At 73.5% G+C, this 25,985-nt stretch carries 29 protein-coding genes; 9 read left to right on the top strand and 20 right to left on the bottom strand.

Annotated elements, in window-relative coordinates:
- Nucleotides 1–10: 10 nt before the first annotated feature.
- Nucleotides 11–1,402 carry an enolase C-terminal domain-like protein gene (locus ACN9MS_RS01385; RefSeq protein ID WP_426310387.1) on the top strand — a complete coding sequence of 464 codons (1,392 nt, stop codon included), beginning with the start codon at nt 11–13 and terminating at the stop codon, nt 1,400–1,402.
- A 14-nt stretch (nt 1,403–1,416) separates the two neighbouring features.
- Nucleotides 1,417–2,127: a FadR/GntR family transcriptional regulator gene (locus tag ACN9MS_RS01380; protein ID WP_204538992.1), complete on the top strand. Its 711-nt coding sequence runs from the start codon at nt 1,417–1,419 to the stop codon at nt 2,125–2,127.
- A gap of 186 nt (nt 2,128–2,313) precedes the next feature.
- Here ACN9MS_RS01380 and ACN9MS_RS01375 read toward each other — a convergent pair whose 3' ends face one another.
- The 13 genes from ACN9MS_RS01375 to ACN9MS_RS01315 form a co-directional block, all read right to left on the bottom strand.
- Entirely contained in the window at nt 2,314–3,321 is a 1,008-nt protein-coding gene (locus ACN9MS_RS01375) for an ABC transporter substrate-binding protein (RefSeq protein ID WP_426310386.1), read from the bottom strand.
- Between the two features lie 78 nt (nt 3,322–3,399).
- On the bottom strand, nt 3,400–4,404 hold the full coding sequence (locus ACN9MS_RS01370; protein WP_426310385.1) for an ABC transporter permease: 1,005 nt from the start codon (nt 4,402–4,404) through the stop codon (nt 3,400–3,402).
- The gene (locus ACN9MS_RS01365) at nt 4,401–5,978 is read right to left on the bottom strand and encodes a sugar ABC transporter ATP-binding protein (protein ID WP_426310384.1); all 1,578 of its coding nucleotides are present in this window, start codon (nt 5,976–5,978) and stop codon (nt 4,401–4,403) included. The genes ACN9MS_RS01370 and ACN9MS_RS01365 overlap by 4 nt, the downstream gene beginning before the upstream one ends.
- Before the next feature lie 162 nt (nt 5,979–6,140).
- The gene (locus ACN9MS_RS01360) at nt 6,141–6,593 is read right to left on the bottom strand and encodes an RbsD/FucU domain-containing protein (protein WP_426310383.1); all 453 of its coding nucleotides are present in this window, start codon (nt 6,591–6,593) and stop codon (nt 6,141–6,143) included.
- A 7-nt stretch (nt 6,594–6,600) separates the two neighbouring features.
- Nucleotides 6,601–7,506, bottom strand: a complete 906-nt coding sequence (locus tag ACN9MS_RS01355; RefSeq protein ID WP_426310382.1) for a fumarylacetoacetate hydrolase family protein — start codon at nt 7,504–7,506, stop codon at nt 6,601–6,603.
- 24 nt (nt 7,507–7,530) lie between these two features.
- Nucleotides 7,531–8,568 carry an aldo/keto reductase gene (locus ACN9MS_RS01350; RefSeq protein WP_426311792.1) on the bottom strand — a complete coding sequence of 346 codons (1,038 nt, stop codon included), beginning with the start codon at nt 8,566–8,568 and terminating at the stop codon, nt 7,531–7,533.
- Between the two features lie 2 nt (nt 8,569–8,570).
- Entirely contained in the window at nt 8,571–9,350 is a 780-nt protein-coding gene (locus tag ACN9MS_RS01345; RefSeq protein ID WP_378232994.1) for an SDR family NAD(P)-dependent oxidoreductase, read from the bottom strand.
- A gap of 13 nt (nt 9,351–9,363) precedes the next feature.
- Complete coding sequence (locus ACN9MS_RS01340; protein ID WP_426310381.1) at nt 9,364–10,350, bottom strand: amidohydrolase family protein; 987 nt, start codon at nt 10,348–10,350, stop codon at nt 9,364–9,366.
- Between the two features lie 93 nt (nt 10,351–10,443).
- Nucleotides 10,444–10,734 carry a DUF1905 domain-containing protein gene (locus ACN9MS_RS01335; RefSeq protein WP_426310380.1) on the bottom strand — a complete coding sequence of 97 codons (291 nt, stop codon included), beginning with the start codon at nt 10,732–10,734 and terminating at the stop codon, nt 10,444–10,446.
- Between the two features lie 100 nt (nt 10,735–10,834).
- Nucleotides 10,835–12,064 carry a MalY/PatB family protein gene (locus ACN9MS_RS01330; RefSeq protein ID WP_426310379.1) on the bottom strand — a complete coding sequence of 410 codons (1,230 nt, stop codon included), beginning with the start codon at nt 12,062–12,064 and terminating at the stop codon, nt 10,835–10,837.
- 95 nt (nt 12,065–12,159) lie between these two features.
- Nucleotides 12,160–12,993: a hypothetical protein gene (locus tag ACN9MS_RS01325; RefSeq protein ID WP_426310378.1), complete on the bottom strand. Its 834-nt coding sequence runs from the start codon at nt 12,991–12,993 to the stop codon at nt 12,160–12,162.
- Entirely contained in the window at nt 12,990–14,804 is a 1,815-nt protein-coding gene (locus ACN9MS_RS01320; protein WP_426310377.1) for a bifunctional lysylphosphatidylglycerol flippase/synthetase MprF, read from the bottom strand. The genes ACN9MS_RS01325 and ACN9MS_RS01320 overlap by 4 nt, the downstream gene beginning before the upstream one ends.
- Nucleotides 14,805–14,916: 112 nt before the next feature.
- On the bottom strand, nt 14,917–15,651 hold the full coding sequence (locus ACN9MS_RS01315; RefSeq protein ID WP_426310376.1) for a DedA family protein: 735 nt from the start codon (nt 15,649–15,651) through the stop codon (nt 14,917–14,919).
- A 111-nt stretch (nt 15,652–15,762) separates the two neighbouring features.
- On the opposite strand from ACN9MS_RS01315, the gene ACN9MS_RS01310 reads away from it, so the two are divergent.
- Nucleotides 15,763–15,981 (top strand): YdeI/OmpD-associated family protein, encoded by a 219-nt coding sequence (locus ACN9MS_RS01310; RefSeq protein WP_426310375.1) that lies wholly within the window; start codon nt 15,763–15,765, stop codon nt 15,979–15,981.
- A gap of 51 nt (nt 15,982–16,032) precedes the next feature.
- Here the strand turns inward: ACN9MS_RS01310 and ACN9MS_RS01305 are convergent, their stop codons facing one another.
- Nucleotides 16,033–17,202 carry a serine hydrolase domain-containing protein gene (locus tag ACN9MS_RS01305; RefSeq protein ID WP_426310374.1) on the bottom strand — a complete coding sequence of 390 codons (1,170 nt, stop codon included), beginning with the start codon at nt 17,200–17,202 and terminating at the stop codon, nt 16,033–16,035.
- Between the two features lie 100 nt (nt 17,203–17,302).
- Between ACN9MS_RS01305 and ACN9MS_RS01300 the strand changes: the two genes are divergently transcribed.
- The gene (locus tag ACN9MS_RS01300) at nt 17,303–18,322 is read left to right on the top strand and encodes an LLM class flavin-dependent oxidoreductase (RefSeq protein ID WP_426310373.1); all 1,020 of its coding nucleotides are present in this window, start codon (nt 17,303–17,305) and stop codon (nt 18,320–18,322) included.
- 10 nt (nt 18,323–18,332) lie between these two features.
- Here the strand turns inward: ACN9MS_RS01300 and ACN9MS_RS01295 are convergent, their stop codons facing one another.
- The 5 genes from ACN9MS_RS01295 to ACN9MS_RS01275 form a co-directional block, all read right to left on the bottom strand.
- Nucleotides 18,333–19,583 carry an ATP-binding protein gene (locus tag ACN9MS_RS01295; protein ID WP_426310372.1) on the bottom strand — a complete coding sequence of 417 codons (1,251 nt, stop codon included), beginning with the start codon at nt 19,581–19,583 and terminating at the stop codon, nt 18,333–18,335.
- Between the two features lie 153 nt (nt 19,584–19,736).
- Entirely contained in the window at nt 19,737–21,383 is a 1,647-nt protein-coding gene (locus ACN9MS_RS01290; protein ID WP_426310371.1) for a polyamine aminopropyltransferase, read from the bottom strand.
- Nucleotides 21,384–21,385: 2 nt separating this feature from the next.
- Nucleotides 21,386–21,616, bottom strand: coding sequence for a DUF350 domain-containing protein (locus tag ACN9MS_RS01285; protein ID WP_087470639.1), 231 nt, complete (start codon nt 21,614–21,616; stop codon nt 21,386–21,388).
- A 76-nt stretch (nt 21,617–21,692) separates the two neighbouring features.
- Nucleotides 21,693–22,448, bottom strand: a complete 756-nt coding sequence (locus ACN9MS_RS01280; protein ID WP_426310370.1) for a DUF4178 domain-containing protein — start codon at nt 22,446–22,448, stop codon at nt 21,693–21,695.
- Nucleotides 22,445–22,786 carry an S-adenosylmethionine decarboxylase family protein gene (locus tag ACN9MS_RS01275; protein ID WP_313662585.1) on the bottom strand — a complete coding sequence of 114 codons (342 nt, stop codon included), beginning with the start codon at nt 22,784–22,786 and terminating at the stop codon, nt 22,445–22,447. The genes ACN9MS_RS01280 and ACN9MS_RS01275 overlap by 4 nt, the downstream gene beginning before the upstream one ends.
- A gap of 229 nt (nt 22,787–23,015) precedes the next feature.
- On the opposite strand from ACN9MS_RS01275, the gene ACN9MS_RS01270 reads away from it, so the two are divergent.
- Nucleotides 23,016–23,435, top strand: coding sequence for a VOC family protein (locus tag ACN9MS_RS01270; RefSeq protein WP_426310369.1), 420 nt, complete (start codon nt 23,016–23,018; stop codon nt 23,433–23,435).
- Between the two features lie 22 nt (nt 23,436–23,457).
- Here ACN9MS_RS01270 and ACN9MS_RS01265 read toward each other — a convergent pair whose 3' ends face one another.
- A complete protein-coding gene (locus ACN9MS_RS01265; RefSeq protein WP_426310368.1) occupies nt 23,458–24,297 on the bottom strand; it encodes a VOC family protein in 840 nt (279 codons plus the stop codon).
- A gap of 197 nt (nt 24,298–24,494) precedes the next feature.
- Here ACN9MS_RS01265 and ACN9MS_RS01260 point away from each other — a divergent pair, with 197 nt between their 5' ends.
- The 4 genes from ACN9MS_RS01260 to ACN9MS_RS01245 all read left to right on the top strand — a co-directional run bounded on the left by ACN9MS_RS01260 (nt 24,495) and on the right by ACN9MS_RS01245 (nt 25,929).
- Nucleotides 24,495–24,845 (top strand): STAS domain-containing protein, encoded by a 351-nt coding sequence (locus ACN9MS_RS01260; RefSeq protein WP_426310367.1) that lies wholly within the window; start codon nt 24,495–24,497, stop codon nt 24,843–24,845.
- Between the two features lie 69 nt (nt 24,846–24,914).
- Nucleotides 24,915–25,079 (top strand): hypothetical protein, encoded by a 165-nt coding sequence (locus ACN9MS_RS01255; protein WP_426310366.1) that lies wholly within the window; start codon nt 24,915–24,917, stop codon nt 25,077–25,079.
- 94 nt (nt 25,080–25,173) lie between these two features.
- On the top strand, nt 25,174–25,443 hold the full coding sequence (locus ACN9MS_RS01250) for a GlsB/YeaQ/YmgE family stress response membrane protein (RefSeq protein WP_047231751.1): 270 nt from the start codon (nt 25,174–25,176) through the stop codon (nt 25,441–25,443).
- A gap of 24 nt (nt 25,444–25,467) precedes the next feature.
- Nucleotides 25,468–25,929, top strand: coding sequence for an ATP-binding protein (locus ACN9MS_RS01245; RefSeq protein ID WP_378233015.1), 462 nt, complete (start codon nt 25,468–25,470; stop codon nt 25,927–25,929).
- The last annotated feature ends 56 nt before the right edge of the window (nt 25,930–25,985 follow it).

Genomic DNA, 25,985 nt, shown 5'->3' with positions numbered 1-25,985 from the left:
AGGGGTACGCATGGCGAGGATCACGCGGGTCGAGATCGAGGACGTCCGCTTCCCGACGTCGCTCACGGCCGACGGCTCGGACGCGATGAACAAGGACGCGGACTACTCCGCCGCCTACGTCGTGCTCCGCACCGACACGACCGACGAGTCCGGGGAACCGCTCGCCGGTCACGGCCTGACCTTCACCATCGGGCGCGGGAACGACATCGTCGCCGAGGCCGCGCGCCAGCAGGCGAGCGCGCTCGTCGGCCGCGACGTCGACGAGCTCGCCGCCGACATGGGAGGCGTGTACCGCACCCTGACCTCCGACTCGCAGCTCCGCTGGCTCGGCCCGGAGAAGGGCGTCGTGCACCTCTCCGTGGCGGCGGTGCTCAACGCGACGTGGGACCTCGTCGCCCGCCGCGCCGGCAAGCCGCTCTGGCGCCTCCTCGCCGACCTGACGCCCCGGGAGCTCGTCGCCGTCGCCGACCTGCGCTACCTCTCCGACGCGCTCACCGCGGACGAGGCCGTCGCGCTCCTCGAGGCCAAGGCCGCGACGAAGGCCGAGCGGATCGCCCACCTCGAGCGCACCGGCTACCCCGTGTACACGACGTCCGCCGGGTGGCTGGGGTACGACGACGAGAAGCTGCGGCGCCTGTGCCAGGAGGCCGTCGACGCCGGGTACGGGCACATCAAGCTCAAGGTCGGCGCCGACCTCGCGGACGACGTGCGCCGCCTCACCATCGCGCGCGACGTGATCGGCCCCGACCGCAAGCTCATGGTCGACGCGAACCAGGTGTGGGACGTGCCGCAGGCGATCGAGTGGATGGCCGCGCTCGCGCCCTTCGACCCCCTGTGGATCGAGGAGCCCACCTCCCCCGACGACGTGCTCGGGCACGCCGCGATCCGGCGTGCCGTCGCGCCGATCGGCGTCGCGACCGGGGAGCACTGCCACAACCGGGTCATGTTCAAGCAGTTCTTCCAGGCGGAGGCGATCGACTTCTGCCAGCTCGACACCGGCCGGCTCGCGAGCGTCAACGAGATCGTCGCCGTCCTGCTCCTCGCCGCGAAGTTCGGCGTGCCCGTGTGCCCGCACGCGGGAGGCGTAGGGCTGTGCGAGATGGTGCAGCACGTGTCCGTGCTCGACTACGTCGCGATCGCCGGCGACCTGACCGGCCGCGTGACCGAGTTCGTGGACCACCTCCACGAGCACTTCACCGACCCGTGCGTCGTCGCGGACACCGGCGCCGGCAGCGGCTACGTGCTCCCGTCACGCCCCGGGTACTCGACGCAGATGCACGCCGCGTCCGTCGCGCAGTACCGGTTCCCCGGCGGCTCGTACTGGACGGAGCGACGCGCGAGCGCGGCCCCCGGCCACGTCGCGCAGTCATCGGAGGAATCCGCCGCGCCCGTGCTGCGATAGGCCATACTGCACCCATGTCCCGCACGGATGAGGTCGTCGACGGCATCAGGCGCATGATCCTCGACGGACAGCTCGGTCCCGGCGACCGGCTGCCCGTCGAGAAGGACCTCGCCGAGGCGCTCGGCGTCTCGCGCGGCTCCCTCCGCGAGGGTGTGCGCGCCCTGTCCATCCTCGGCATCGTCGACACCCGCCAGGGCGACGGCACCTACGTCACGAGTCTCGACCCTCGACGGCTTCTGTCGCCCATGGGGTTCGTCGTCGACCTCCAGGGCGACGGCAGCGCGCTCCCCTTCCACCACGTGCGCCGCATCCTCGAGACCGAGGCCGCCGGGCTCGCCGCAACCCACATCACTGACGAGGCCCTCGCCGAGGCGCGCGGCGTGCTGGACCAGGTCGAGGAGATCCTGCGCGAGCCGGCCGTCGACCACGAGCGCTTCATCGAGACCGACATCGCGTTCCACCGCATCATCGCCGTGCACTCCGGCAACCCCGTCCTCGCCGCGCTCGTCGAGTCGCTCGCCAGCCGGACCGTGCGCGAGCGCCTCTGGCGCGGCCTCCACGAGGAGGGCGCCGAGGAGCGGACGCACGGCGAGCACGAGGCCATCTGGCGCGCGCTCGCCGCGCACGACCCCGAGCGAGCACGCCTGCGCATGGCGAACCACCTCCTCGGCGTCGAGGAGTCCCTCCCCCGCGTCCCGGACGACCTCCCCGACGACGACGCCTGACCACCCGCCAGGACCTCCGCCGAGGGAGAACCCTGGTCGGCCGAGGTGGAGCCGTGGTCACGGCTCCACCTCGCGGGCCGCGGGTCGCCGCACGGCACACGAGATCGACCCGTGCGTCCGAGATCGACCCTCAGGAGGGCGATCTCACGACACACGGGTCGATCTCAGCGGGTCTCCCCGCCACCGTCACTCGTAGAGGACCGCGGCGATCTCCTCGTCGTCGATGTTCGTCGCGTCGTACCAGTAGAAGCCGGAGTCGATGACGGGCTCGACGTCCTCGCCGTTGATCGCGGCGACGGCCGCCTTGACGGTCTCGTAGCCGATGCCGACGGGGTTCTGCGTGATCGCGCCGGCCATGAGGCCGTCGCGGATCGCGTCCATCTGCGCCTTGCCGGAGTCGAAGCCGATCACCGTGAGCGTGCCCGCGGCGCCGAGCTCCTGCACGGCCTTGACGACACCGGTCGCGGCGCCCTCGTTGGTGCCGTAGATGCCCTTGAGGTCGGGGTTCGCCTGGAGGATCGACTTCGCGGCGTCGGCGGACTTGAGCTGGTCGCCGCCCGCGTACTGCACGTCCACGATCTCGACATCGGGCGCGTTCTCCTCGATGTAGTCGACGAACCCGGAGACGCGCTGCTGGCCCGTCTGCGACGTCTGGTCGTGGCCGAGGACCGCGATCTTGCCGCTCCCGCCGATGAGCTCGACCATGTGCTTCGCCGCCTCCGCGGCGGCGGCCTCGTTGTCGGTGGACACCGTCGTGATCGGCACGTCGGACTCCACGCCGGAGTCGAACGCCACGACGGGGATGCCGCGCGACTGCGCGTCCGACATGAGCGGGATCGACGCCTCGGAGTCGAGTGCGGCGAACCCGATCGCGTCGGGGTTCTTGTCGAGCGCGGTCTGGAGCATGGAGAGCTGCTTGTCGACCTCGGTCTCGGTCTCCGGCCCCTCGAAGGTGACCTCGACGCCGAGCTCCTCCGCGGCGTCGTCGGCCCCCTGCTTCACCGCCTGCCAGAACTGGTGCTGGAAGCCCTTGGAGACGAGCGCGACGTACGGCGTCCCGCCGTCGCCGCCGCTGTCACCGCCGGAACCGGACCCGCCGTCGTCGGCGGAGCTGCACGCGCCCAGCGCGAGCAGGAGGGCTGCGGCGCTCGCGGCGCCGACGTACTTGAGGCGGGCGACCCGGGTGGTCTTCATGAGGTGCTCCTTCGGGGATGACGTCGTCGTCAGGGGAGACGAGGGAGGTGGCGGTGCTGCGGGGTGGGAGCGCGGGGGTCAGGCGTCCTTCCCGCGCCGGAGGATGTCGGTGTAGACGGCGAGGAGGATGACGATGCCGACGGCGACCTTCTGCCACTCCTGCGGGATCGACATGATCCGCAGGCCGTTGGTGAGCGTGGCCATGATGAGCGCGCCGATCACGGTCCCGAGGATCGTGGCCTTGCCGCCGCGCAGGGACGTGCCGCCGATGACGACGGCGGCGATCGCCTCGAGCTCGTACCCGAGCCCGAGGCCGGGCTGGGCGGAGTTGAGCCGGGACGCCATGACGACGCCCGCGAGCCCGGTGAAGACGCCGGCCACGGTGTAGACGACGACCTTCCAGCGCCGCACGTCGATGCCGGAGATCGCGGTCGCCTCCTCGTTCGAGCCGATCGACAGGGCGTACCGGCCGATGAGCGACTTGCTGAGGAGGATCCCCGCGACGGCGGCGGCGGCGAAGAAGATGAGGACGGCGTTCGGCAGGCCGGGGATCAGCTCGCCGAGCGCGATCTGGCCGAAGCCCGCGACGTCGGAGAAGTAGATCGGCTTGGTGCCCGAGATGACGAGCGACAGGCCCTGCGCGACCATCATCGTCGCGAGCGTCGCGATGAACGGCGGGATGCCGAGGAACGACACGTTGAGGCCGTTCACGAGCCCGAGGAGCGCGCCGGCCGCGATGCCGCCGAGCACGCCGACCACGAGCGGCAGGCCCAGGTTGGTGAGGAACACGCCGGTCATGACCGCGCAGAGCGTCATGCCCGTCCCGACGGACAGGTCGATCCCGCCGGTCGCGATGACGAACGTCGCGCCGAGGGCCATGATCCCCGTGACGGCCGTGGCGAGCAGGATGCCCTTGATGTTCGCCCAGTCGAGGAAATAGGGGCTGGCGATCGAGAAGAACGCGAAGATCACGACGAGCCCGGCGAACGCGAGGATCTGCTGGAGCTGCTGGCGGTAGCGCGGGCCCCGCGACGCCACGACGGCGTCGGGCAGGGAGTCGCGGACGGTGGTGGTCGAGGTCATCGGGCGTCTCCGGTCGTGGCGAGGAGGTGCTCGGCGCCGCCGAACTGCGTCGCGAGCTCCATGACGTTGTGCTGCGTGGCGTCGGCGTTGTCGAGGACGCCGGTGACCCGGCCCTCGCACATGACGACGATCCGCTCGGACAGGCGCAGGACCTCCGGCAGCTCGGACGAGATCATGACGATCGACTTGCCCTGGTCCGCGAGCGTGCGCAGGAGCTCGTAGATCTCCTCCTTGGCGCCGACGTCGATGCCCCGCGTCGGCTCGTCGACGACCAGGACGTCGCAGTCGCGCACGAGCCACTTGGCGAGCACGACCTTCTGCTGGTTGCCGCCCGAGAGGTTCTTGGTGCGCTGGCGCACCGACGGCGTCTTGATCGCGAGGCGGCGGACCATCTCGGTCGCGACGCGGCGCGCGTCCCCGTCGCGGACGAATCCGGCGCGGGTCTCGCGTCCGAGCGAGGAGAGCATGACGTTCGCGGTGACGTCCTGGTCGAGCAGGAGGCCGTACCGCTTGCGGTCCTCGGAGAGGTAGCCGATGCCGTGGCGCACGGCGTCGGCGGGGTTGCGCACGTGGATCGCACGTCCGCGGACCTCGACGTGCCCGGTGCTCCGGTCGGCGCCGACGAGGGCCCGGGCGACCTCGGTGCGGCCCGCGCCCATGAGCCCCGCGAAGCCCAGGATCTCCCCCTCGTGGAGGTCGAAGGAGACGTCCTTGAGGAGCTTGCGGGTACTGAGCCCCCGGACGGACAGGACCGCGGGGCGGCCCTCGGGGGCGGGAGCGGGCCGCACGTCGGTCCGGATCTCGCGCCCCACCATGCGCGCGATCACGTCCTTGACGTCGGTCCCGGGCGTGTCGAGCGTGTCGATGTAGCGGCCGTCCCTCAGGACGGTGATCCGGTCGGAGATCTCCTTGATCTCGTCCATGCGGTGGGAGATGTAGATGACGCCGGTGCTCGGTGTCACGAACCCGCGGATGAGCCGGAAGAGCGTGCGCACCTCGACGTCGTTCAGGGCGGCGGTCGGCTCGTCCATGATGAGGACCTTCGCGTCGAACGACAGCGCCTTGGCGATCTCGACCATCTGCTGCCCGGCGACGCTGAGCTGCGCGACGGGCTGGCGGGGGTCGAGCGGGATCTCGAGGCGGCGGAAGAGCTCGGTGGCCCGGCGGACGAGCGCGCGGTCGTCGATGAACCCGGCGCGCCGCGGCTCGCGCCCGGCGAAGATGTTCTGCGCGACCGTGAGGTCGGGCATGAGGTGGAACTCCTGGTGGATGATGCTGATCCCGCGCTCGTTCGCCTGGCGCGGGGAGAGGACGTCGAGCGGCTCGCCGTCGAGCTCCATGGTCCCGGCGTCGGGCTGGTGGAGGCCGGAGAGGAGCTTCATGAGCGTCGACTTGCCGGCGCCGTTCTCGCCGACGAGGGCCAGCACCTCGCCGTGACCCAGGTCGAGCCGGACGTCGTCGAGCGCCTTGACCCCGGGGAACGCCTTGGTGATGCCCGCGACGCGCAGGAGCGGGGTCCCCGCCGTCGCGGGCGGGTCGCCCGCACGCGCGGCGGGAGTCGGGTCCGTGCTCACGTGAAGCCCCTTTGCTTGGATGTGACCGAGGTCAGTTCTATCGCAGACATCCGATGCATTTCAAGAGTCTGGGCCACAATTCGCGAGTTGTGGCGGTAGTTCCCGTGCTCAATCGCCGCAAAGTGCACTCAACATCCGATGATTCATCGAACCATAGGGGGCTCAGCCCTCCCGCACACCCACCGTGAGCATCAGGTTCGCGTACGCCCGCTCGTCCCCGGTCGCGACGAGGAGCGCGACGTCGTCACCCCGCGCGACGTCGTAGAACGCGAACCGGTCGAGCTCCCGCCACCCGGCCGACGGCGACGCCGCGGCGAGCGCGGCGCGGTACCCCGCGTGCGCGGGCACCTCCGCGCCGCGCGCGAGCACGTCCCCCTCGGCCCCCGACGGGACCATCACGGCCGCGGACTCGACGGGGGCCGCGTCGAGCAGGACCTCCAGCACCTGGTCGACCGTCAACAACCCTGGCCGCAGGTTGAGGTGGACACGGGGCGCCCCGGGACGCACGCCCGTGGAGTGCGGGTAGTTGGCGTCCGCCAGCAGGACGCGGGAGCCGTGCCCCGCGCCCGCGAGCGCGCCGATCAGGCCCGGGTGCAGCAGCGGGTAGCGCAGCACGGGTCCGTCACCGCGCGACCACGGCCGGGTCGAGCGCCCCCTCCGCCGGGGTGGCGGCCGGCACGACGGCGTCCGCGACCGCGTGCCGCTGGCGCCCGACCCCGGCGATCTCGACCTCCACGACGTCGCCGTCGCGCAGGTACGGGAACCGGCCCGAGAGCGCGACGCCCTGCGGCGTCCCGGTGCAGATCAGGTCTCCCGGTTCGAGCGTCATGTACTGCGACAGGTGCCACACGAGGTAGGCGACGTCGAAGATCATGTCCGCGGTCGTGGAGTCCTGCCGCGGCTCGCCGTTGACCCACGAACGCAGCTGCAGGTCCCCGGCGTCGAGCTCGTCCGCGGGCACGAGCGCCGGGCCCGTGGGCGCGAAACCCGGCCCGCACTTGCCCTTGGACCACTGGCCGAGCGACTCGTCGAGCTGCCAGGCGCGCTCGCTCACGTCGTCGACGGCCGTGTACCCGGCGACGTGCGCGAGCGCCTCCTCGGGGGACGCGAGGTAGCTGGCCGCGCGGCCGATCACGACGCCCAGCTCGACCTCCCAGTCGAGCCTCTCGGCGCCCGGCGGGACGGGCAGCGTGTCGTCCGGGCCGACGACCGTGTTCGGGTGCTTGAGGAACACGATCGGGGTCGACGGCGGCTCGGCCCCCGACTCCGCGGCGTGCGCGGCGTAGTTCTGCCCGATGCAGATCACGGCCGCGGGCCGCGCGACCGGCGCGCCGCGGCGCAGCCGCTCCGGGTGCTGGAGGACGGGCAGCACCCCTGCGGCGAGCGCCTCGCGCACGCGCGCGACGCCGTCCGCGGCGAGGAACGCGCCGTCGATGTCGGCGGTCAGGGACCGCAGGTCGTAGGTGGCGCCGTCCACGGCGACGGCGGGGATCTCGTGGCCGAGCGGCCCCAGGCGGAGCAGGTGCATCAGGTCCTCTTTCTCGGGGAGGGGTCAGGGACGCGCGAACGCCGCGGGCGAGGCGCCCTCGGCCAGGAGCCCGGCGCGCACGAGCGCGTCCCAGAGCGCGTCCGGGACGGTGGCGGTGTGCCGCTCGTACGCCTGGCGCACCTGGTCGGGCGACCGGAGCCCGACGACGGTGCTCGCCACGGCGGGGTGGAGACGGACGTAGGCGAGCGCCGCCTCGGGCAGCGTGACGCCGTGGTCGGCGCACACGGCCGCGGTCCGTCGGGTGCGGTCGAGCAGCGCGGCGGACGCCTGCGCGTAGTCGTACGTGGCGTCGTCGGGCGGGACGTCGCGCGCGAGCAGGCCCGAGTTGTAGACGCCCGCGACGACGACGGCGACGTCCCTCTCCAGGGCGACGGGCAGCAGGTCGGCGAGCGCGGGCTGCTCGAGGAGCGTGAACCGCCCGGCGCACATGACGACGTCGACGTCGGTCTCGCGCACGAACCGCGCGAGCATCGCGGACTGGTTCATCCCGGCGCCGACCGCCCCGACGACGCCCTGGTCGCGCAGCTCGACGAGCGTGGGGACGGCCTCGCGCGTGGCCACGTCCCAGTGCTCGTCGGGGTCGTGGAGATAGACGACGTCGACCCGGTCCAGTCCCGTCCGTGCGAGGGTCGCGTCGAGCGACCGGAGCACGCCGTCCCGCGTGAAGTCCCATACGCGGCGCTGGTCTGCGGGCACGTCGAACAGGTCCGGGTCCTTCTGGTGCGCCGTCTCCGGCGACGGGACGAGGAGCCGCCCGACCTTGCTGGACACGACGCGCTCGGCCGGCGGGCGGTCGCGCAGCGCGGCGCCGAGCCGGCGCTCGGAGAGCCCGAGCCCGTAGTGCGGCGCGGTGTCGAAGTAGCGCACGCCCAGGTCCCACGCCGTGTCGACCGCGGCGGCCGTCTCGGCGTCCGACGTGGGCCGGTAGAGGTTGCCCGCCTGCGCCGCGCCGTACCCGAGCGACGTCAGCCGCACGGCGGTGTCGCGGACCAGGCGGGTGGGCAGGCTCGACGCCGGCGCGGTCGCGCCGGCCTGCTCCATGGTCATGACGCCGCGGGCGGCCGCACCCGGAGGTTGTGCATGCCGCCGTCGACCGCGAGCGCCTCGCCCGTCGTCGCGGCGGCGAGCGGGCTCGCCAGGTAGCAGACGGCGTGCGCGACCGCCTCGGGGCTGACGAGCCGGCCCGTGGGCTGCCGCGCCTCGAGCGCGGCGCGCTCGGCGGCCGGGTCGTCCGCGGCGTCGAGCAGGCGTCCGACCCACGGGGTGTCGACCGTGCCGGGGTTCACGCAGTTCACGCGGATGCCCTCGCGCACGTGGTCGGCGGCCATCGCGAGCGTGAGGGCCTGGACCGCGCCCTTGGACGCGGAGTACAGCGCCCGGGCGGGGAGCCCCGTCCACGCCGCGATCGAGCACGTGTTGACGACGGCGGCGCGGTCCGACGCCCGCAGGTGCGGGAGCGCTGCGCGCGTGACGCGCACGATCCCCAGCACGTTGACGTCGAGGACGCGCAGCCACTCGGCGTCGTCGTTGTCGGCGACCGTCCCCTGGGCGCCGATGCCGGCGTTGTTCACGACGACGTCGATGCCCCCCATCGCCGTGGCGGCGGCGTCGACCGCGGCGCGGACGGCGGCGTCGTCGGTGACGTCGGCGACCTCGGCGTGGGCACCGTCGGGCACGCCGTCGGTCGTGCGGTCGACCGAGGTGACGCGCGCGCCCCGCGCGAGCATCGCCGTCACGATCGCGGCGCCGATGCCGGACGCACCGCCGGTGACCACGGCGCGCACGCCGTCGAGCTCGGGCGGCGGGCTGGTCGGTGGTGTCACGGGGAGCCTCTCCTCAGTCTCGGGTGCGTGCTGGTGGTCGGGTGTCGGCCACGGCACCGGCGGTGGCGACCGCCGGGAGCCCGTACACGCGGCGCGCGGTGGCGCCCCACACGGCGTCGCGCTCGCCGGCGGCGAGGTCCGCGAGCAGCCCGCGCACGGTCTCGAGCCACCGGCCGTAGTCGCTCGCGAGCAGGCACACGGGCCAGTCGGAGCCGAACATCAGGCGTGCCGGACCGAAGACGTCGAGCGCGTGGTCGACGGCGGGCCGCAGGTCGGACGGGGTCCACGCGTCCCAGCGGGCCTCGGTGACGAGGCCGGACAGCTTCGCCGTGACGTTCGGCAGGGCGGCGAGCGCGGCGACGTCGTGGCGCCAGGCGGTGAGCCGGTCCTCGTCGGGTCCCGCCGCGGCCCGGCCGTCCAGCCGGGGCTTGCCGAGGTGGTCGAGCACGAACGGGACGTCGGGGAGCGCGTCCGCGAGCCGTGCCGCCGCGGGGAGCTGGTGGTCGCGCAGGACGAGGTCGAACGCGAGCCCGGCGGCGCCCACGGCGGCGACGCCGCGGCGCACGTCGGCCCGGTCGAGGTACGCGGGGTCGGGCTCGGCCTGGAGCATGGTGCGCACGCCCACGAGGTACCGACCGCCGGGGCCCGCGCGCAGCGCGTCGAGGCGTTCGGCGAGGTCCGGGGCGATGAGGTCGGCCCAGACGACGGCGCCCGCCAACCGGGCCGCGCGCCCCTCCGGCAAGGCGCACGTCGCGAGCAGCTCCGCGGACTCCGTCCACCGGCTCGCCGACTGGACGACGACCGCCGCGCTCACGCCGTGCGCGACGGCGGGGAGGTCGGCGGGGACGAAGTCGCGGTCGATCGCCGCCATCGTGACCGAGTCGATCCAGTCCTGGGGTGTCCGCGAGCGGACCCAGAGGTGGTGGTGGGCATCGACGACGTCGTGACCGGGCACGGGGCCTCCCTCCTCGTTGACGGAACCGCCGCGGACCAGATTCATCGAATGTATCTTAGGTACGTGCCCGGCCTTCGCGCAACGATGTCGGGAAGTTGCCCCCGAATCACCAGGGGGTCATCTGATCACTGTGCGCCGTCAGCTCAGCCGACGTTCGAGGTGCACCGTCACGGTGTCGCCCACGTCCTTGCCGAGACGCTTGCGCACGGCGGCGTTGAGCGACAGCATCAGGCCGCCGGAGCCGGTCGGCATCAGACCGACGTTGCGCAGCGGCACCTCGTCGACGGTCGCGTCGACCCGCACGGACCGCAGCGTCCCGAAGAGCTCGCGCGCCTCCGGCACCTCGACGCAGGGCCACGTGTCGCCCTTGACGTCGACGCCGACGGGCGCGGTGAACGTGCGGTCGAGAGCGACGGGTTCGAACGGCATGCGGTCCTCCGGAAGGGTGGTGGGTCGTCGGTCGGTGTGCTGACCGGTCGGGCGGCGCGGAGTCATCGGGCGGTTGCGTCTCGGCAGGCCGGCACGTCGCTCAGACCGCCGCGCGCACCGACTCCCCCATGCGCCCGACCGCCTCCGTGAGCACGTCGACGCCGGTCGCGAGGTTGAGCCGCACGTGCCCCTCGCCGCCGGGGCCGAACCGGCGCCCGTCCTCCAGCGCGACGCGCGCCCGGTCGAGGAACCAGCCGCGCGGGTCCTGCCCAGGCGCCGGGACGCCGTCGGAGGAGGGGACGTCGTCGATCCCTCGACAGTCGAGCCACGCGAGGTAGGTCGCCTCTCCGGGGCGGTAGCCGACCTGCGGCAGGTGCTCCGCGAGGAGGTCGGCGAGGAGCCAGGCGTTGCGCTCGACGCCCGCGAGGACGGCGTCGAGCCACGCCTCGCCGCGGTCGAGCGCGGCGACGTGGGCGAGCACCGACACGTGCTGCACGCCGTGGCTCGCCTCCTCGGGGATCCGCCGCAGGTCGTCGGCGGCGCCCGGCCCGGCGACCGCGGCCGCGGCCTTGAGCCCCGGCAGGTTCCATGCCTTGGACGCCGAGACGATCGCCACGGCCTGCTCCGATCCCGGGACGGCGAGGAGCGGCGTGTGGGTCGTCGCGGGGCGCCCGTCGATCCCTGGGCGGGTGAGCGGCGCGTGGATCTCGTCCGCGACGACGCGCACCCCGTACCGCGCGGCGAGCGCGAGCCCCGCCTCGAGCTCGGCGGGCGTGTGCGTCGTCCCGGTGGGGTTCTGCGGGTTGCACACGAGCCAGACGGCGCGACGCCCGCTCCCGGGACCACGCCCGTTCGCGGCGGCGCCCGTCGCGTCGGCGAACGCGCGCTCGAGCGCGTCGAGGTCGAGCCGCCCGTCGGTGCCCAGCGGCGCGTCGACGACGCGCCGTCCCTCGTTCGCGGTGAAGCCGTAGAACGGCGGGTACACGGGCGGGTTCACGACGACCGCGTCGCCCGGGGCCGTGAGGACGCGCAGCACCTCGACGATCGCGAGCATCACGTCGGGCAGCGTGCGCGACGTCGACGCGTCGAACGACCAGCCCCACCGGCGTTCCGCGAACCGCGCGTACGCCTCGCCGTAGGTGGCGCCGACGTCGTACCCGGTGTCGCCCGCACGCAGCGCCGCCGTCACGGCGTCGACCACGGCCTCGCACGGCGCGACGTCCATCTCCGCGACGAACAGCGGCAGCACGTCGGGGTCGAACGCCCGCCACTTCACCGACGTCCGACGGCGCAGCTCGTCGAGCGTGAGGACGTCCAGGGGTGTGCGCATCGTGCTCCTCCCTCGGTGCCGAACCCGGGACGTCTCCTCAGGAAGCGGTGCGCGTGGGGAGCGAACCCGAGCTCGGCGGATCGACCCGGCCCACCCTAGGTCGTCTCCGGGGTCGCGGCAGCGGGGGCCGACTCCTCCGCGGCGGCGTTCGCCGGGCTCGTCGCGAGGACGACGCAGCCGCCCACCGCGGCGAGCGTCGCGAGCACCGCGGGGACGGCCCAGCCCGGCCGCACGACGTCGCCGAGCACCGCGAGCCCCACGACCCCCGGCACGAGCACCTCGAGGACGGACACGGTCGCGGCGACGGTGCCCACGGCGCCGCGCTCGAGCGCGCGCAGGTACGCGAGCGCGCCCGCGACGCCGCCGAGGACGATCGCGACCGCCAGCGGCTGGAACACCGTGTCGAGCAGGTCGCCGGACGCGTGGGCGCCGCGCGCGGCGACGGCGGCGACGGAGTAGCCCAGCCCGCCGAGCACGGCGAGGAGCAGGGGGTGCCCGCGCCGGTAGGCGGCGGCCGTTCCGACCGCGACGGCGGCCCCGGCCACGTTGACCCACGTCGCGAACCCCGCGGGCGGGTGCGTCGCGGGCTGCTCGCCCGCGGCGAGCGCGAGCACGACGAGCCCGGCCACCACGACACCCATGGCCACGAGGTCCGTGCGGCGCAGCGTCGCGCCGAGCACGAGCCGGGCGAGCAGCACGACGACGACCAGCGACGCCGCGACGACGGCCTGCACGACGAACAGCGGCAGATGGTCGAGGGCGAGCAGCGAGAGGAGCCACGCGACGCCGTCGACCACGAGCCCGCCGATGACGAGCGGCTGCGCGACGGCCGCGAGGCCGTGCGCCCGACGCGTCGCCACGGCCTGCATGATCGTGCTCACCGCGTACAGGACGCTCGCGGCGACGGCGGCGAGCAGCGACAGGATCACGGGGCCTCGTTCCCGGGTGCCGCGGGTGCGGCCGTCGTCGCGGCGGGTGCGGACTCTGCCGGGGCGGCGCCCACCCCGCGCAGGAACCGACCGATCACGGGGATCTCGGTGACGCCCTCCGCGCCGGCCATGACGAGCGCCTGCGCGGCCGCCTGCTCCGCCGAGTCGAGGACGACGTAGCGGCGGGTCCAGCCCGGGTCGAACTTGTCGTTGAACGTCGCGAGCGTCTCCACCTGGGTGCCCTCGGAGAACCTCTTGACGACCGGACGCACGAGCTGGTCGAGCCGCGAGTCGCGCTCGCCCTCCATGAGCTCGCGCAGGACGGCGAAGTTGAGGCCCAGCCCGCGCTGGCCCCGCGCGACGAGCCCCGCGATCGTCGCGACGATCGTCGCGTCCACGAGGCCGTTCGGCAGGTCGGGCACGTCGAGGCGGCGGCGCATGACGTCGAGCGACCAGCCGTCGATGTCGCTCGCGGGCACCCACTGGCAGAACGCGTCCACGCGCCCCTCCGAGGACCGGGTGACGGAGAGCATGAGCCCGGCGTCGTGCGGGTCGAACAGGCGCGAGAGCGTCATGGAGAACCCGCGCTCGTCCTCGCCGCGCCGGGACTCGTCGCTCATCGCGACGATCTGGCTGCGCAGCGCAGGGTCGAGCGTCGTGGGGTCGTGGAACGTCGTCGTGTAGCCGGCGCGTGCGACGCGGTTCACGGCCTGGCGCAAGGACTTGTGGGCCTTGCCCTCGAGGGAGAACGACGGGCAGTCGACGGTCGCCTCGTCGCCGAGGTAGGCCGGGAGCAGACCCGACGCCTCGTACACGGGCAGCCACGGCTCCCCCGCCGCGACGACCGCGACCTTCCACCCGTTGCGCCCCACGTGGTCGAGGAACTCGGCCCAGACGAGCTCGCGCTCGTCGGCCGGGCACACCGGGTCGGGCGAGACGAGGCACACGCCGTTGCGCACCGAGTGGGCGACGACCCCGTGGCCGACGAAGAACCAGTCCTTGTCGTCGCGCAGGGCGAAGTAGTCGAGCGTGCCACCACCGTGCACGGCCACGACGGCACGCGCCTTCTCCCGCTCGGCCAGGTGCTCGGCGGGCGTCGCGGGCCTGGGCGACCGCGGGGAGAGCAGCCACCAGAGCACGAGCACCACGAGCACGAGGTTGAGCACCGTCGCGACCGCGGCGAGCACGCGCGCCGCGCTCTCCAGCTCGGCGTCGCCCGCGTCGCGCGCCGCGAGCACGACGGCGACGCCCACGACGACCAGGACGAGCGCGACGCCGATCGCGACGAGGAGCAGCACCGCCCGGCGCACCGCGCGCCGCGTGGGCAGCACGGGGAACGCGCGCCACTGGGTGAGGAGCCACCCGACGGCGAGCAGCACGACGACGGCCGGGAGCGCGTGCCGGTGGTGCAGCAGGTGGACGACCGCCGTCACCCCCAGGACCACGCACGTGACGAGCCACGAGAGCCGGTGCCCGTTGCGCAGCCCGCGCGCCGTGAGGAACAGGACCACGGCGACCAGGAGGATGCTCGACGCGTGGCTGCTCGCCTCGAGCCCCGGGATCAGGTCCTGGTAGAGGGAGAGCCGTACCCACAACCGCCGCGCGACGAGGCCCACGAGCGAGAGGACCGCGAGGACCACGACGACGGTCGCGGCGACCCGGCGGACGCGCACGCGGTGACGTTGGGCCGCGAGCGGGGAGTGTCGACCGGTCGCGACGAGCGCGGCACGCGGCGCGCCCCGGGACGCGCCGGACGACGCGCTCGAGGACTGGCTCGGCGGCGCGCTCGGGCGGGGTGTCTCGTCGGGCACGCTCCGATCATCCGTCAGGCTCAGCCCGACCGCGCGGGCGACCGGCCTCGGGACGCAGCGGGGGCGCCCGCCCCGAAGGGCCGGGCGTCGGGCCTTCAGGCGGCGGGAAAGCTCAGGCGTCGTCGCGCGCCGGCGCCGACGACCGTCCGCCACGCGCGTGGGCGGGCCGCTCGTCGTCGTGCACCCAGCGCCAGACGCGCGTCACGACGAACCACACGACGGCGGCCGCGACGACCGCGATGACGACCTTCTGGAGCACGCCGGCGTACTCCTCCACGACGTGCCACTGCTCGCCGAGCGCGTACCCGGCGTAGACGAAGATCGTGTTCCACACCGCGCTGCCCGCTGCGGTGAGCGCGGTGAACTTCCACAGCGGCATGCGCTCGACCCCGGCCGGGATCGAGATGAGGCTGCGGAAGATCGGGATGAAGCGGCCGAAGAAGACGGTCGCGCCGCCGTGCTTGAGGAAGAACTGCTCGGTGCGGTCGACGTCCGCGACCTTGACGAGCGGCAGCCGCTCCGCGACCCAGCGCGTGCGCTCGCGCCCGATGATCGCTCCCACGGCGTAGAGCGCGAGCGCCCCGACGATCGAGCCGGCCGTCGTCCAGACGATCGCCTCGACGAGCCCGAAGCTGCCCTGGCTCGCGGTGAAGCCCGCGAGCGGCAGGATGATCTCGCTCGGCAAGGGCGGGAACAGGTTCTCGAGCGCGATCGCGATCGCGGCCCCGACCGGGCCGAGCGTCTCCATGAGGTTCACGGCCCATCCGGCGACGCCGTCGAGCGCGGGCTCCGCCGTCGACGCGGCGGGCAGGGCGGCCGAGAGGGCGGCGGAGAGTCCGGAGGGCATGGTCCCCGAGCCTAGGCGAGCGACCGGGTGGCCGAGGGCCGATGAGTTCGAGACCGTGTGGAGGTCTCGTGGGGGCGCCGGGAGCGCCCGGACGACCCCGAGGAGGAGCGCATGCGGATCACCACGACGGTCGAGGCGAGCGGCGGCACGACGACGGGCCTGCCCGTCCCGGACGACCTCGCTCGCGCGCTCGACGCGGCGGGCGTTCGGGAGTCGTTCGACGCCCTCTCGTTCTCGCGGCAGCGAGCGATCGTGGAGCCCGTCGAGTCGGCGAAGGCCGCCGAGACCAGGCAGCGCCGCATCGAGAAGGCAGTCGCCGCGCTCTCGTGAACGGCGTCGGTGCCGTCGCTGCCCGTCACCCGGTCGGCCGGCTCGGCCCGGTCAGCCGCGGACGAGCGCGTCGATCCGTCGGACCGGCTCCCAGGCGCCGGCCTCGCCGTTGGACACGACGACGACCGTCACGCCCTGTGCCCCGGCCGGCGGGAGCGCGTCGGTCGTGTCCGTGGGGGGCACCGGGTCGGGGTAGTGGCGCAGCATCGCGCTCGACCCGGTGTTGATGCCCTCCTTGTACGCGGAGCGCACGGCGCCGTCGGCGAGGAGCTCGAACTCGAGCCCGAACCCGTAGTGCACGCTCGCCGCGCGCTCCACGCCCTCCGCGTCCTTGTCGTCCGTCTCGTCCGTGTCGCCGTCGTCGTGCTTGACCTGCGGCGTGAGGAACGCGCGCGTGAGGTCGGGCGGCAGGAGCTCACCGCCGCGGACCGCCGCCCAGAACCGGGCCAGGTCGCGCGCGGTGACGTGCGCGCCGCCGTCGGGCGAGCCCACGGGCGGGTAGGAGTAGATGTTCTGCCGCCACCCGGTGACGGGCCCCTCGTCCTCCGGGCCTTCGCGGACGGGCTCCCAGCCCTCCGCCACGTCGGGCTCGGCCTCGTCCATGCGGAAGAACCCGGAGCGGTCCATGCCGGCGCGGGCGAACACGTGCTCGCGGACGTACTCGCGGTAGGTCGTGCCGGTGACGGCTTCCAGCGCGAGCCCGGCGAGGACGAAGCCGACGTTGCAGTACCGGCACCCCTCGCCGGGCCGGAAGTTCGGGTCCTTGTGGACGAACCCCGGGAGGAAGTCCTCCGTGCGCGTCACGGAGTACATGGGCCGGTCCACCCACAGCGCCTCGTACGACTCGCCCGCCTCCTCGTCGGCGTCGTCCGCGATGCCCGACGTGTGCGTCAGCAGGTGCCGGATCGTCACCTCGCGCGGGATCGTCGTGCCCGCGAGGTCGACGTGGTCGTGGATGCGGTCGTCGAGCCCGAGCCGCCCCTCCCCGACCTGCTGGAGCACCGCGACGGCGGTGAAGAGCTTGGTCACGGACGCGACGTCGAACCGCGTGCTCGTCCGGACGGGGACGCCCCACCGGCGCGACGCGACGCCGTACGCGCGCTCGAACAGCGGCTCTCCGTCGCACTCGATCCGCACGACTCCGGAGAACGCGTCGGCGTCGGCCGCCGCCCGCAGGTGGGCGTCGAGGGCGGTGAGGGCGGCGTCGTCGAGCGCGGTCATGCCTCGACGGTAGGCGCCGCGCCCCGCCGACGGCCAGGGCTTTGCGGGTCGTCCCCGAGCGGCCTCGCAGGTGGGAGCGCTGTCAGAGTACGGTCGCGGTATGGCGACCTCGACGACCCCCGCGCTCGGCGTGATCCTGCCGCGCGAGCTGCCCGCCGACCAGATCGTGCCGTTCGCGCGGCGCGCCGAGGAGGTGGGCCTCGACGAGGTGTGGGTCGTCGAGGACCTCACGTTCCACGGCGGGATCGCGCAGGCCGCGACCGTCCTCGCCGCGACCGAGCGGCTGACCGTGGGCATCGGGATCCTCCCCGCCGCGACGCGCGCGCCGTCGACCGCCGCGATGGAGGCCGCGACCCTCGCCGCCCTGCACCCCGGCCGCCTGCACCTGGGGATCGGGCACGGCATGCCCGCGTGGATGCGGCAGATCGGCGTCTGGCCCGCGAGCCCGCTCGCGATGCTCGAGGAGACGACGTCGGCCGTGCGCGCCCTGCTGCACGGCGAGCGCGTCACCGTCGCCGGCCGGTACGTGTCGGTCGACGACCTCGCGCTGCACGCCCCGCCCGCCTCGCCGCCCCCGGTGCTCGCCGGGGTGCGCGGCCCGCGCTCGCTCGAGGTCTCGGGCCGCGTCGCTGACGGGACGATCCTCGACATGCCCGTGACCCCGGAGTACCTGGCCGTCGCGCGCGCCGCGATCGACGCCGGGCGGGCGAGCGCCGGCGACGCCGCCCCGCCGGAGCACCGCGTCGTCGCCTTCTCGCTCGGCGCGGTGCACGACGACGTCGCGACCGCCCGCGCCATCGTCCGGCCGCACCTCGCCGTCCTGGGCGAGGCGGACTGGTCGGCGCAGATCGACCCGCTGCCGTTCGCCGACGACTTCCGCGCAGTGCGCGACGCGAGCGACTCCCCCGGGGCCTTCGCCGCCGCGATGCCGGACGCCTGGGTCGACGCGCTCGCCATCGTCGGGCCGCCCGACGCCTTCCGCGCCCGGCTCGCCGAGCTCGGCGCGGGCGGGGTGTCGAGCGTCGTGCTCGTCGCGACGAGCCCCGACCCCTCCCGCCCGGACGACCCGTTCGCGGCGCTCGACGCGCTGGAGGGCGTCACCGCGACCACCTCGGGGTGACATCGTGCCCTCATGGTCCGAGCAACGCTGCCGGGACCACGGCGACCCCGTCCCGGCGCCGGTACGCATGTTCCCCGGTCGTGACGACGAGCATGTCGGCAAGCCGGTCACCGATCTGTTCGCGGAGCCAGAGAAGGTGTCGGACGTCCCGGTCCGTGGGTACCGCGGTCAGCTTGACTTCGATGGCCACGACACGATCGTCGTTGCCCGTCACGACAAGGTCGATCTCGTGGCGACCGTTGAGGTCGCGAAAGTGGCTGACCGTTGCTTCCGAGTGCGTTGCGTAGACATTGACGTCGAGCGTGACGAGCGATTCGAAGAGTGTTCCCAGGAGCGGCTCGGGGCTCAGGGAGGCGGCCGTAGCTCGACCCACGAGCAATGATTCCGCCGTGACGTTGAGCAGGCGCGCAGCGAGCGCCGGGTCGGCGAGCTGGTGCTTGGAGGCCTGGCTCAGACGCGACAACCTGTTGTCGCCAGGGGTCCACGCGGGAGTGGGATCGAGGAGCCACAGACCCGAGAGCGCGTCGCGATAGCCGAGCGTAGTGGCTTTCGCCGGCTTGTCCCCATGATTGGGCGTCGCGGCGTCGAGGATCTCGGAGTACTTCGCCGTCGTCGAAGATGCTGCCGCGTACGCAGCGAGCCACGCACGTAGCGCCTCTGGCCGGCGTACCGGGTAGCCCTGTTCCGCGAACTCGCGTTGGACGATGTCGTCAACGTAGGCGTCGAGCCTCACGCGTCGCAGCCGGGGAGACGCTTCCGCTCGGATGTCCGGAAAGCCTGAGGCTGCAATCTCTTCTGCGTACTCGCGGAGCCCGACTTCCGTCGCTCCATCAATCGTCGCGTCGCCTTCCAAGAGCGCAGCCAAGCTCACGGCGGGAACCGTGACACCACGTTCCAGAAGACTCATCGGGCGCATGCGCATCCCCACGATCCGGCCGGCTCCGCTGTGCACGGTAGAGCCCCTGGGCGCAGAACTGCCGGTGAGGAGGAACTTGCCACGGGGCGCTCCCTCGTCGACCGCACGCCGGACAAGGTCCCAGACGGCCGGCCAGCGCTGCCACTCGTCAATCAGGAGCGGCGCAGCGAGCGTGGTCAGAAGTCGAGGGTCGGCCTCAAGACGCTGAAGGTCACCAGGATCGTCCAGGCGAAGAACAGAGCGCGCCCGTCGCTGCGCCGTAGCGGTCTTGCCGACGCCCTTGGGGCCGTAGATCGACGTCGCGGCAAGAGCGGGCTGGAGTTCGTCAAGCAACTCGTCGAGCACGCGTCGGCGGTATCCCATTGAGAGAGCATATCCACCACCGACGCTCGCTACCATCCCATACGCACATCGTCTACTAGTCCATACGCACACCTGGTACTAGTCTCTGCGCACACCGCTCAGTGCTCGATCTGCACACCTTCATCAGCTCGGGAGTCAGTAGCGCCAGGCGCGCATGTCCTCCTGGTACGTGCGCTGCACGGTCGGGGACAGCAGGGTCGACGGCGGCAGGTCGCGCGGCGGGTTGTCGGCGGGCAGGTGCGTGGTCGCGGCGAGCGACGCCGCGTCGTGGAACCGTAGGCCCTCGGGGAGCGGCGTGCGCGCGAAGAGCCCGGGGACGTCGTCGGGCTCGCCGGCCCCGGGTACCGCCCCGCCCGCTGGGAGGGAGAGCGCGAAGCCCCACTCGCCGAACGACGGGACGTTGACCGTGAGCGGCACGACGGCGCGGTCCGGGGCCGCGGCGCGGACGGTGGACACGACCTGCCAGAACGCGCCAGACGTGAAGTAGGTGGACGTCGCCTGGGTCGCGAACGCGCCGCCCGGCCGCAGGTGCGCGGCGACCATGCCGTAGAACTCCTGCGAGTACAGCTTGGCGACGCGCTCGGTCGACGGGTCCACGAGGTCGACCAGCACGACGTCGAACGTCTGCGACGTGTCCTCGACCCACCGGAAGGCGTCGGCGTTGACGACGCTCACGCGCGGGTCGTCGAGCGCGTGCTCGTTGAGGTCGGTGAGGAGCCGGTTCTCGCGCGCGAGGTCGGTCACCGCGGGGTCGAGGTCGACGAGCGTGACCTCCTGCACCGAGTCGTACCGCAGCACCTCGCGCGCGAGGAGGCCGTCGCCCCCGCCGAGGATCGCGACGGACGCGGGTGCGGCGACGGACGTCATCGCCGCGTGCGCGAGGGTCTCGTGGTAGCGGGCCTCGTCGACGGACGAGAACTGGAGCTGGTTGTCCAGGTAGAGGCGGGTGTCGCCGCGGTACGCGGTGACGACGACCTGCTGGTAGGCGCTGCGCTCCTGCGCCACGACCGGGTCCTGGTACATCCCCGCGCTGATGCGCGTCTCGAGCCACGACGACGCGGCGAACCCCGCGAGGAGGACGACGAGCGTGACGGCGGCCAGCGCGGTCCACCGCGGCGGGTGGCCCATGCGCGCGAGCATGAACGCCGCGACGGCGACGTTGAGCACAGCGACCGCGAACGCGGTGCGGACCAGCCCGAGGTACGGGAGCAGGAGGAACGGGAACAGGAGCGAGGCCGCGAGCGCCCCGAAGTAGTCGAGCGCGAGCACCTTCGACAGCAGCGAGACGGAGCCCTCGCTCCCTCGCTCCTTGAGGACCGCGACGAGCAGCGGGATCTCGACGCCGATCGCCGTGCCGATCGCGAGCGACAGCACGACGAACACGACCCACGCGAGCTCGGTGGACGCGTACGCCCAGAACAGCGCGAGCACCGACGTCCCGCCGAGGAGCGAGAGCACGAGCTCGTTGCGGACGAAGCTCAGCCCCGCGGTGCGCTGGAGCCGCGGCGCGAGGAGCGCGCCGAGGCCCATGCCGAACAGCGTGAGCCCGGTCGCGACGGAGAACGCGACGACGGAGTCGCCGAACAGGTACGAGGCCGCCGTCCCGAGGATGAGCTCGTAGACGAGGCCGCCGACGGCGACGAGCAGCGCGGCGGCGAAGACCGTCGGACGGTCCATCCGGCGCGCGTGGCCGGACCGCCCGGCCGGGGGCGCGGCGTCGCCCGAGCCGTCCGCGGCGGCCTCGGGCGGTCGGCCGGGCGGGAGCTCCTGCTGGTCGAGCACGGTCAGGAGCTGATCGTCCCCGCGATGATGAGGCCGATCGCGACGGCGAGGCCCGCGATCATCACGCCGAACGCGACGTTGTGCTCGTCGACGAGCTCGCGGTGCAGGTTGAGCCGGAACACCTTGTTCGCGACCACGAGCGTGACCAGCAGCAGGACGATGCCGAGCGCCGAGTACAGGATGGTCGAGAAGAAGGACCAGAGGAACGCCAGCGGGGCGGCGGTTGCGATCACGGTGTCTCCCGGGGTCAGGTCGTGGGACGGGCGGGCGGGCGTACGGGTGCTGCGAGGGGTCCGACGGTCGGGCGCGTCACTTGCCGAGCCCCCCGCCACCGCCGCCGTACACGGAGCGCCGCACGCACGTGCCGTCCTGCTCGGTGGTGGTCACCTCGCCGGAGGGCGCGACGGTCTCGACGGTGCGGGGCGTGCACGACCCGTCGCCCGTGGCGGCGCGCGCGGTGCACGAGGCGAAGAGCCCGACGAGCACGACGGCGGCGACCGCGAAGGCGACGAACCGGCCCCCGGGGAGCGTGCGCGGCGCGACCCGACGACCGAACAGGCGGCGCTGCTCCTCGGCGTCGACGCGTCGGCCGCGGTAGACGGCGGTCACGGGACCGAGCGGGCCGGTCGTGCGCTCGATCGAGACGACCGTCCCGTGGGCCGAGAGGTCGACGTACTCGACCTGTTGCCCGACGACGAACGGCTCGGCGAACTGGCCCTCGACGTGCTCGACCCGGCCGGTGCCGCGCTCGCGCACGACGAGCGAGTACTGCCGCCCGTCGAGGCGCAGACCGAGGGTGCGCCCGGTGTGCAGCGACGAGAGGTCGACGACCGGCGGCCACGCCTCGGTCGGGTGCAGGAGCGTGACGTCGCGGGTGTCGTGGTCGTACTCGATCCAGACGTCCGAGCCGTCGTGGGCGAGGAGCTGCCACTCCTCCCACGTGAACGTCGTGCCGCCGTGCACGGTCGACAGGACGGCGACGGCGCGCGGCGTGGCGCGGTGGGGCGGCGTGCCGACGAGGTCCTCGCCCACGCGCAGCGCGAGCCTGGGGCGGGTCCGGCTCACACGAGGCTCCGCACGGCGACGTCGGCCGCGCCCAGCGCGTCGGCGAGCAGGGCGCGCACGTCGTCGGTGAAGGTGGCCGACGCCGGGGCGCGGCAGGTCGTGAGGGTCACGTAGGCGGTCCCGTGCTCGGGCCACGTGTGCACGGCGAGGTGCGACTCCGCGAGCAGGATCACGACGCTCGTGCCCTGCGGCTCGAACCGGTGCGACGCCTCGCCGAGCGGCGTCATGCCCGCGTGCCGGACGATCGCGTCGAGGCACCCGCGGACGGTCGGGTCGTCGTCGAGCAGCGCGGGGTCCGCGCCCGTCACGTCGAAGACGTGGACGAGGTTGCGCTGCACGCCCTGGCCCCCCTGTCGCGCTCCTCGGTCCGTGGGCCGCACGCGGGTGAGCAGCCCGCGGTCCGGCGGCCGCGCCGTCGGGCCGCGCACACCCTAGCCGACGGGCGCCGCCCGCCGGCCGACGCCTCCGCGACGCGAGACCCGAGGTCGACGATGGCGGTGACCGCTCAGTCCGCACGCGCTGGGCCGTCCACACAGGAGTCAGTCCCATCTCGACGAGGAGGCCATCATGGCCGTTCAGCTCAGCCCCTACCTGAACTTCGACGGCGACGCCCGCGCGGCCGTCGAGTTCTACGGCACCGTGTTCGGCGTCGCGCCGGACATCAGCACCTACGACTCGATCGGCCCGGTGGACGACCCGGCGCAGGCGAAGAAGGTCATGCACTCCCAGCTCGAGATCGAGGGCGCCGGGACGCTCATGGCGTCCGACGTGCCGCCGGGGACGACGCTCACGGACCACGCGTCGGTGGCGCTCTTCGGCGCACCGGAGGACCGCGAGCGCCTGAGCGCCTGGTTCACGGCGCTGTCCGACGGCGCGCAGGAGGTCATGGCGATGGAGACCGCGCCGTGGGGCGACGAGTTCGGCATGCTCACCGACCGGTTCGGGGTCGGGTGGCTGGTGAACGTCTCCGGCCCCACCACGACCTGACCCGGGCCGCGCTCGGCCGCGCTCAGGACTGCGGCGCGAACTCGGAGAGGACGAGGACGGCGCCCTGCGGGTCGCGCACGGTCGCGTGCCGCGCCCACGGGTCCTCCGTCGTCCCGAGCACGGTCGCGCCCGCGGACCGTGCCTCGTCGGCGGCGGCGTCCCGGTCCGCGACGGCGAACGCGACGGACCAGCGCGCCGGGCCGTCGTCGGGCACGATCCCGGCGACGGCGTCCGCGAAGCCGGGCGGGGCGAAGCCCTCCTGGCGCTCGTGGATCTCGGGGTCGGACGTCCGCGCGAGATGGTCGCCGTACCCCGGCACGCGGGCCATGCCCGCCGCGAGGTCCGGGTCGACCTCCCAGCCGAGCAGCGCGCCGTAGAACGCGAGCGCGGCCGCGGGGTCGGGCGTGAGGACGTTGCTGAAGTTCCAGGTGCCGGGCTCGTTGACGCGCTGCGCGCCGAGCCGGGAGCCCGCCTGCCACAGCCGGCTCTCGACCCCCTGCGGGTCGCGCACCGTCGCGGCGCGACCGGCGGGCAGGTCGGCGGGCCCCACGTCGGCCGGAGGCTCGAGGACCGCGCCGCCGAGGTCGACGACGCGACCGGTCGTGGCGTCGACGTCGTCGACCGCGACGGAGGTGACCCAGCGTGCGGTGTCGAGGCCGGTCGCTCCCGCGACCGCGGCGACCGCCGTCTCGTCGGTGCCGTCGAGGGACGCGACGACGTACCCCGCGCTCCCGCTCGCGGGCTGCTCGACGAACCGCCACCCGAAGAGCTCCCCGTAGAACGCGGCCGTCGCGCCGACGTCGCGCGTCTCGACCTCGACCCAGCACGGGACGCCGTGCGGGTACGTGCGCTGCGTGACCATCGTGGCTCCATCGGCTCGGCGTCGTGGGTGAGCGAGCAGGCGACCGCCCCAGCGTGGCACCGAGGGCGCCGGCTCGCACCCGTGGCTCGTCCGCGAGCGCCCGCCCGGGCGTCGGGCGGACGGCAGGCGCCCCAGGGGGCGAACGACACGAGTGGCACGTATCGTCGTCCCGCTCACGAGACGGGAGACCTTCCACCATGGAGGACGGAGTGACCGGAGGCGTCCAGATCGAGGACGACGCGCGGCACTGGGTGATGTGGGGAGAGATCGACTTCTCCGTCGCCCACGCGGTCAAGGAGCGCCTCGCCGCGACGATCGGTCACCGGCCGTGGACCATCGACCTCTCGCGGGTCACGTTCATGGACTCCGGCGGCCTCCACCTCGTCCTCATGGGGACGCGGACGGGGTACCGGCCCCGGCTCCTGCGCACGCCCGGGCACGTGCTCCAGCTCCTCGAGTTCAGCGGGGCGCTCGAGCTCGTCGAGCTCGTCGAGACCGCCGCGGACGTCCCGGACCCTGACCCTCCGCACGAGCGCTCGGCCGGCTGAGCCGCGCGTCTCCCCTCCCGCCGCCTCTGGACAGGACACCCGATGAGAGCGTGGACACCCACGACCGAGATGGTTCGACAGCTGTACGTCGCCGGGCGCGAGTCTCGCAGCCCCGCCGAGACGCTGCGCATGCACCCGGACGAGATCGCGGCGGAGTTCGACCGCTGGCTCGACTCTCTCCGCACGACGGCCGGCCAGCCTCCCGTGGCGACGGGCCTCCCCGACGCGTCGTAGCGGAGCGAGCCGTCGGCGTGCGAGCCCGGCCGGTCCCTGCCATGCTGACGGATCTGGGGGCAAAACTCGCACAGCAGACAAAAGGGAGAAATCCATGGGTTGGCTCGCGTACATCGTCCTCGGCCTCGTCGCCGGTCTCATCGCGCGTGCGGTGCTGCCGGGAAAGCAGACGGGCTCGCTGATCATCACGATCCTGCTGGGCATCCTCGGGGCGCTGCTCGGTGGGTGGCTCGGCTCGGTGTTCTTCGGTACGCCGCTGGGTGACCTGGGCGACTTCCGGACCTGGCTCCTCGCGATCCTCGGCTCGCTGATCACGCTGGGGATCTACGGCGCGGTCACCAAGGGGAACCGACGCAACGCCTGACAGGCACCGACCGATCGGGGCTTCATGGACGACCTGCCGACCATCGCCGTCCCGACCGACGACGACGAGCTCACCACCTCCCACCCGCCCGAGGGCTACCGCCCCGTCCGGGAGTGGGTGCTGAGCACGACCGAGGGGCTCTCGGCGCTCCGTTCCGGAGTGGTCCAGGCCCTGGAGGCGGAGGGCGTGGCCACGACCGGGCGGCTGTCCGCCACCCCCGACACGCTCGTCCTCATCGCGTCGGAGCTCGCGACCAACGCACTGCGTCACGGGCTGCCGCCGACGATCGTGCGGCTCGCCCGCACCGACGACCGGTTCCTTCTCGAGGTCGCCGACCACGACGTCTCGCACGAGCCGGTCTACGCCGGGCGCCGCATCCCCGGTGCCGGCGGCGTCGGCCTCCACATGGCCCGCCAGCTCTCGCTGGACGTCGGGTGGTACCGCACCGAGACGGTCAAGACCGTGTGGGCGACGTTCGCCGCCTGACCGACGGCTTCCCGCACGACACGACGCCAGGCCCGCCCCGTCCGGAGAACCGGACG

Origin of the sequence: Cellulosimicrobium sp. E-16 (assembly GCF_049913115.1) — a bacterium.
Lineage (GTDB): Bacteria > Actinomycetota > Actinomycetes > Actinomycetales > Cellulomonadaceae > Cellulosimicrobium.
This window is presented reverse-complemented; position numbering and strand designations above follow the sequence as displayed.

Excerpts from the sequence above, each read along its gene's own strand:
- ACN9MS_RS01385 (WP_426310387.1), top strand. The coding sequence starts at position 11 with ATGGCGAGGATCACGCGGGTCGAGATCGAGGACGTCCGCTTCCCGACG.
- ACN9MS_RS01380 (WP_204538992.1), top strand. The coding sequence starts at position 1,417 with ATGTCCCGCACGGATGAGGTCGTCGACGGCATCAGGCGCATGATCCTC.
- ACN9MS_RS01375 (WP_426310386.1), bottom strand. The coding sequence starts at position 3,321 with ATGAAGACCACCCGGGTCGCCCGCCTCAAGTACGTCGGCGCCGCGAGC.
- ACN9MS_RS01370 (WP_426310385.1), bottom strand. The coding sequence starts at position 4,404 with ATGACCTCGACCACCACCGTCCGCGACTCCCTGCCCGACGCCGTCGTG.
- ACN9MS_RS01355 (WP_426310382.1), bottom strand. The coding sequence starts at position 7,506 with ATGCACCTGCTCCGCCTGGGGCCGCTCGGCCACGAGATCCCCGCCGTC.
- ACN9MS_RS01350 (WP_426311792.1), bottom strand. The coding sequence starts at position 8,568 with ATGGAGCAGGCCGGCGCGACCGCGCCGGCGTCGAGCCTGCCCACCCGC.
- ACN9MS_RS01340 (WP_426310381.1), bottom strand. The coding sequence starts at position 10,350 with ATGAATCTGGTCCGCGGCGGTTCCGTCAACGAGGAGGGAGGCCCCGTG.
- ACN9MS_RS01335 (WP_426310380.1), bottom strand. The coding sequence starts at position 10,734 with ATGCCGTTCGAACCCGTCGCTCTCGACCGCACGTTCACCGCGCCCGTC.
- ACN9MS_RS01330 (WP_426310379.1), bottom strand. The coding sequence starts at position 12,064 with ATGCGCACACCCCTGGACGTCCTCACGCTCGACGAGCTGCGCCGTCGG.
- ACN9MS_RS01315 (WP_426310376.1), bottom strand. The coding sequence starts at position 15,651 with ATGCCCTCCGGACTCTCCGCCGCCCTCTCGGCCGCCCTGCCCGCCGCG.
- ACN9MS_RS01310 (WP_426310375.1), top strand. The coding sequence starts at position 15,763 with ATGCGGATCACCACGACGGTCGAGGCGAGCGGCGGCACGACGACGGGC.
- ACN9MS_RS01305 (WP_426310374.1), bottom strand. The coding sequence starts at position 17,202 with ATGACCGCGCTCGACGACGCCGCCCTCACCGCCCTCGACGCCCACCTG.
- ACN9MS_RS01300 (WP_426310373.1), top strand. The coding sequence starts at position 17,303 with ATGGCGACCTCGACGACCCCCGCGCTCGGCGTGATCCTGCCGCGCGAG.
- ACN9MS_RS01270 (WP_426310369.1), top strand. The coding sequence starts at position 23,016 with ATGGCCGTTCAGCTCAGCCCCTACCTGAACTTCGACGGCGACGCCCGC.
- ACN9MS_RS01265 (WP_426310368.1), bottom strand. The coding sequence starts at position 24,297 with ATGGTCACGCAGCGCACGTACCCGCACGGCGTCCCGTGCTGGGTCGAG.
- ACN9MS_RS01260 (WP_426310367.1), top strand. The coding sequence starts at position 24,495 with ATGGAGGACGGAGTGACCGGAGGCGTCCAGATCGAGGACGACGCGCGG.
- ACN9MS_RS01255 (WP_426310366.1), top strand. The coding sequence starts at position 24,915 with ATGGTTCGACAGCTGTACGTCGCCGGGCGCGAGTCTCGCAGCCCCGCC.
- ACN9MS_RS01250 (WP_047231751.1), top strand. The coding sequence starts at position 25,174 with ATGGGTTGGCTCGCGTACATCGTCCTCGGCCTCGTCGCCGGTCTCATC.
- ACN9MS_RS01245 (WP_378233015.1), top strand. The coding sequence starts at position 25,468 with ATGGACGACCTGCCGACCATCGCCGTCCCGACCGACGACGACGAGCTC.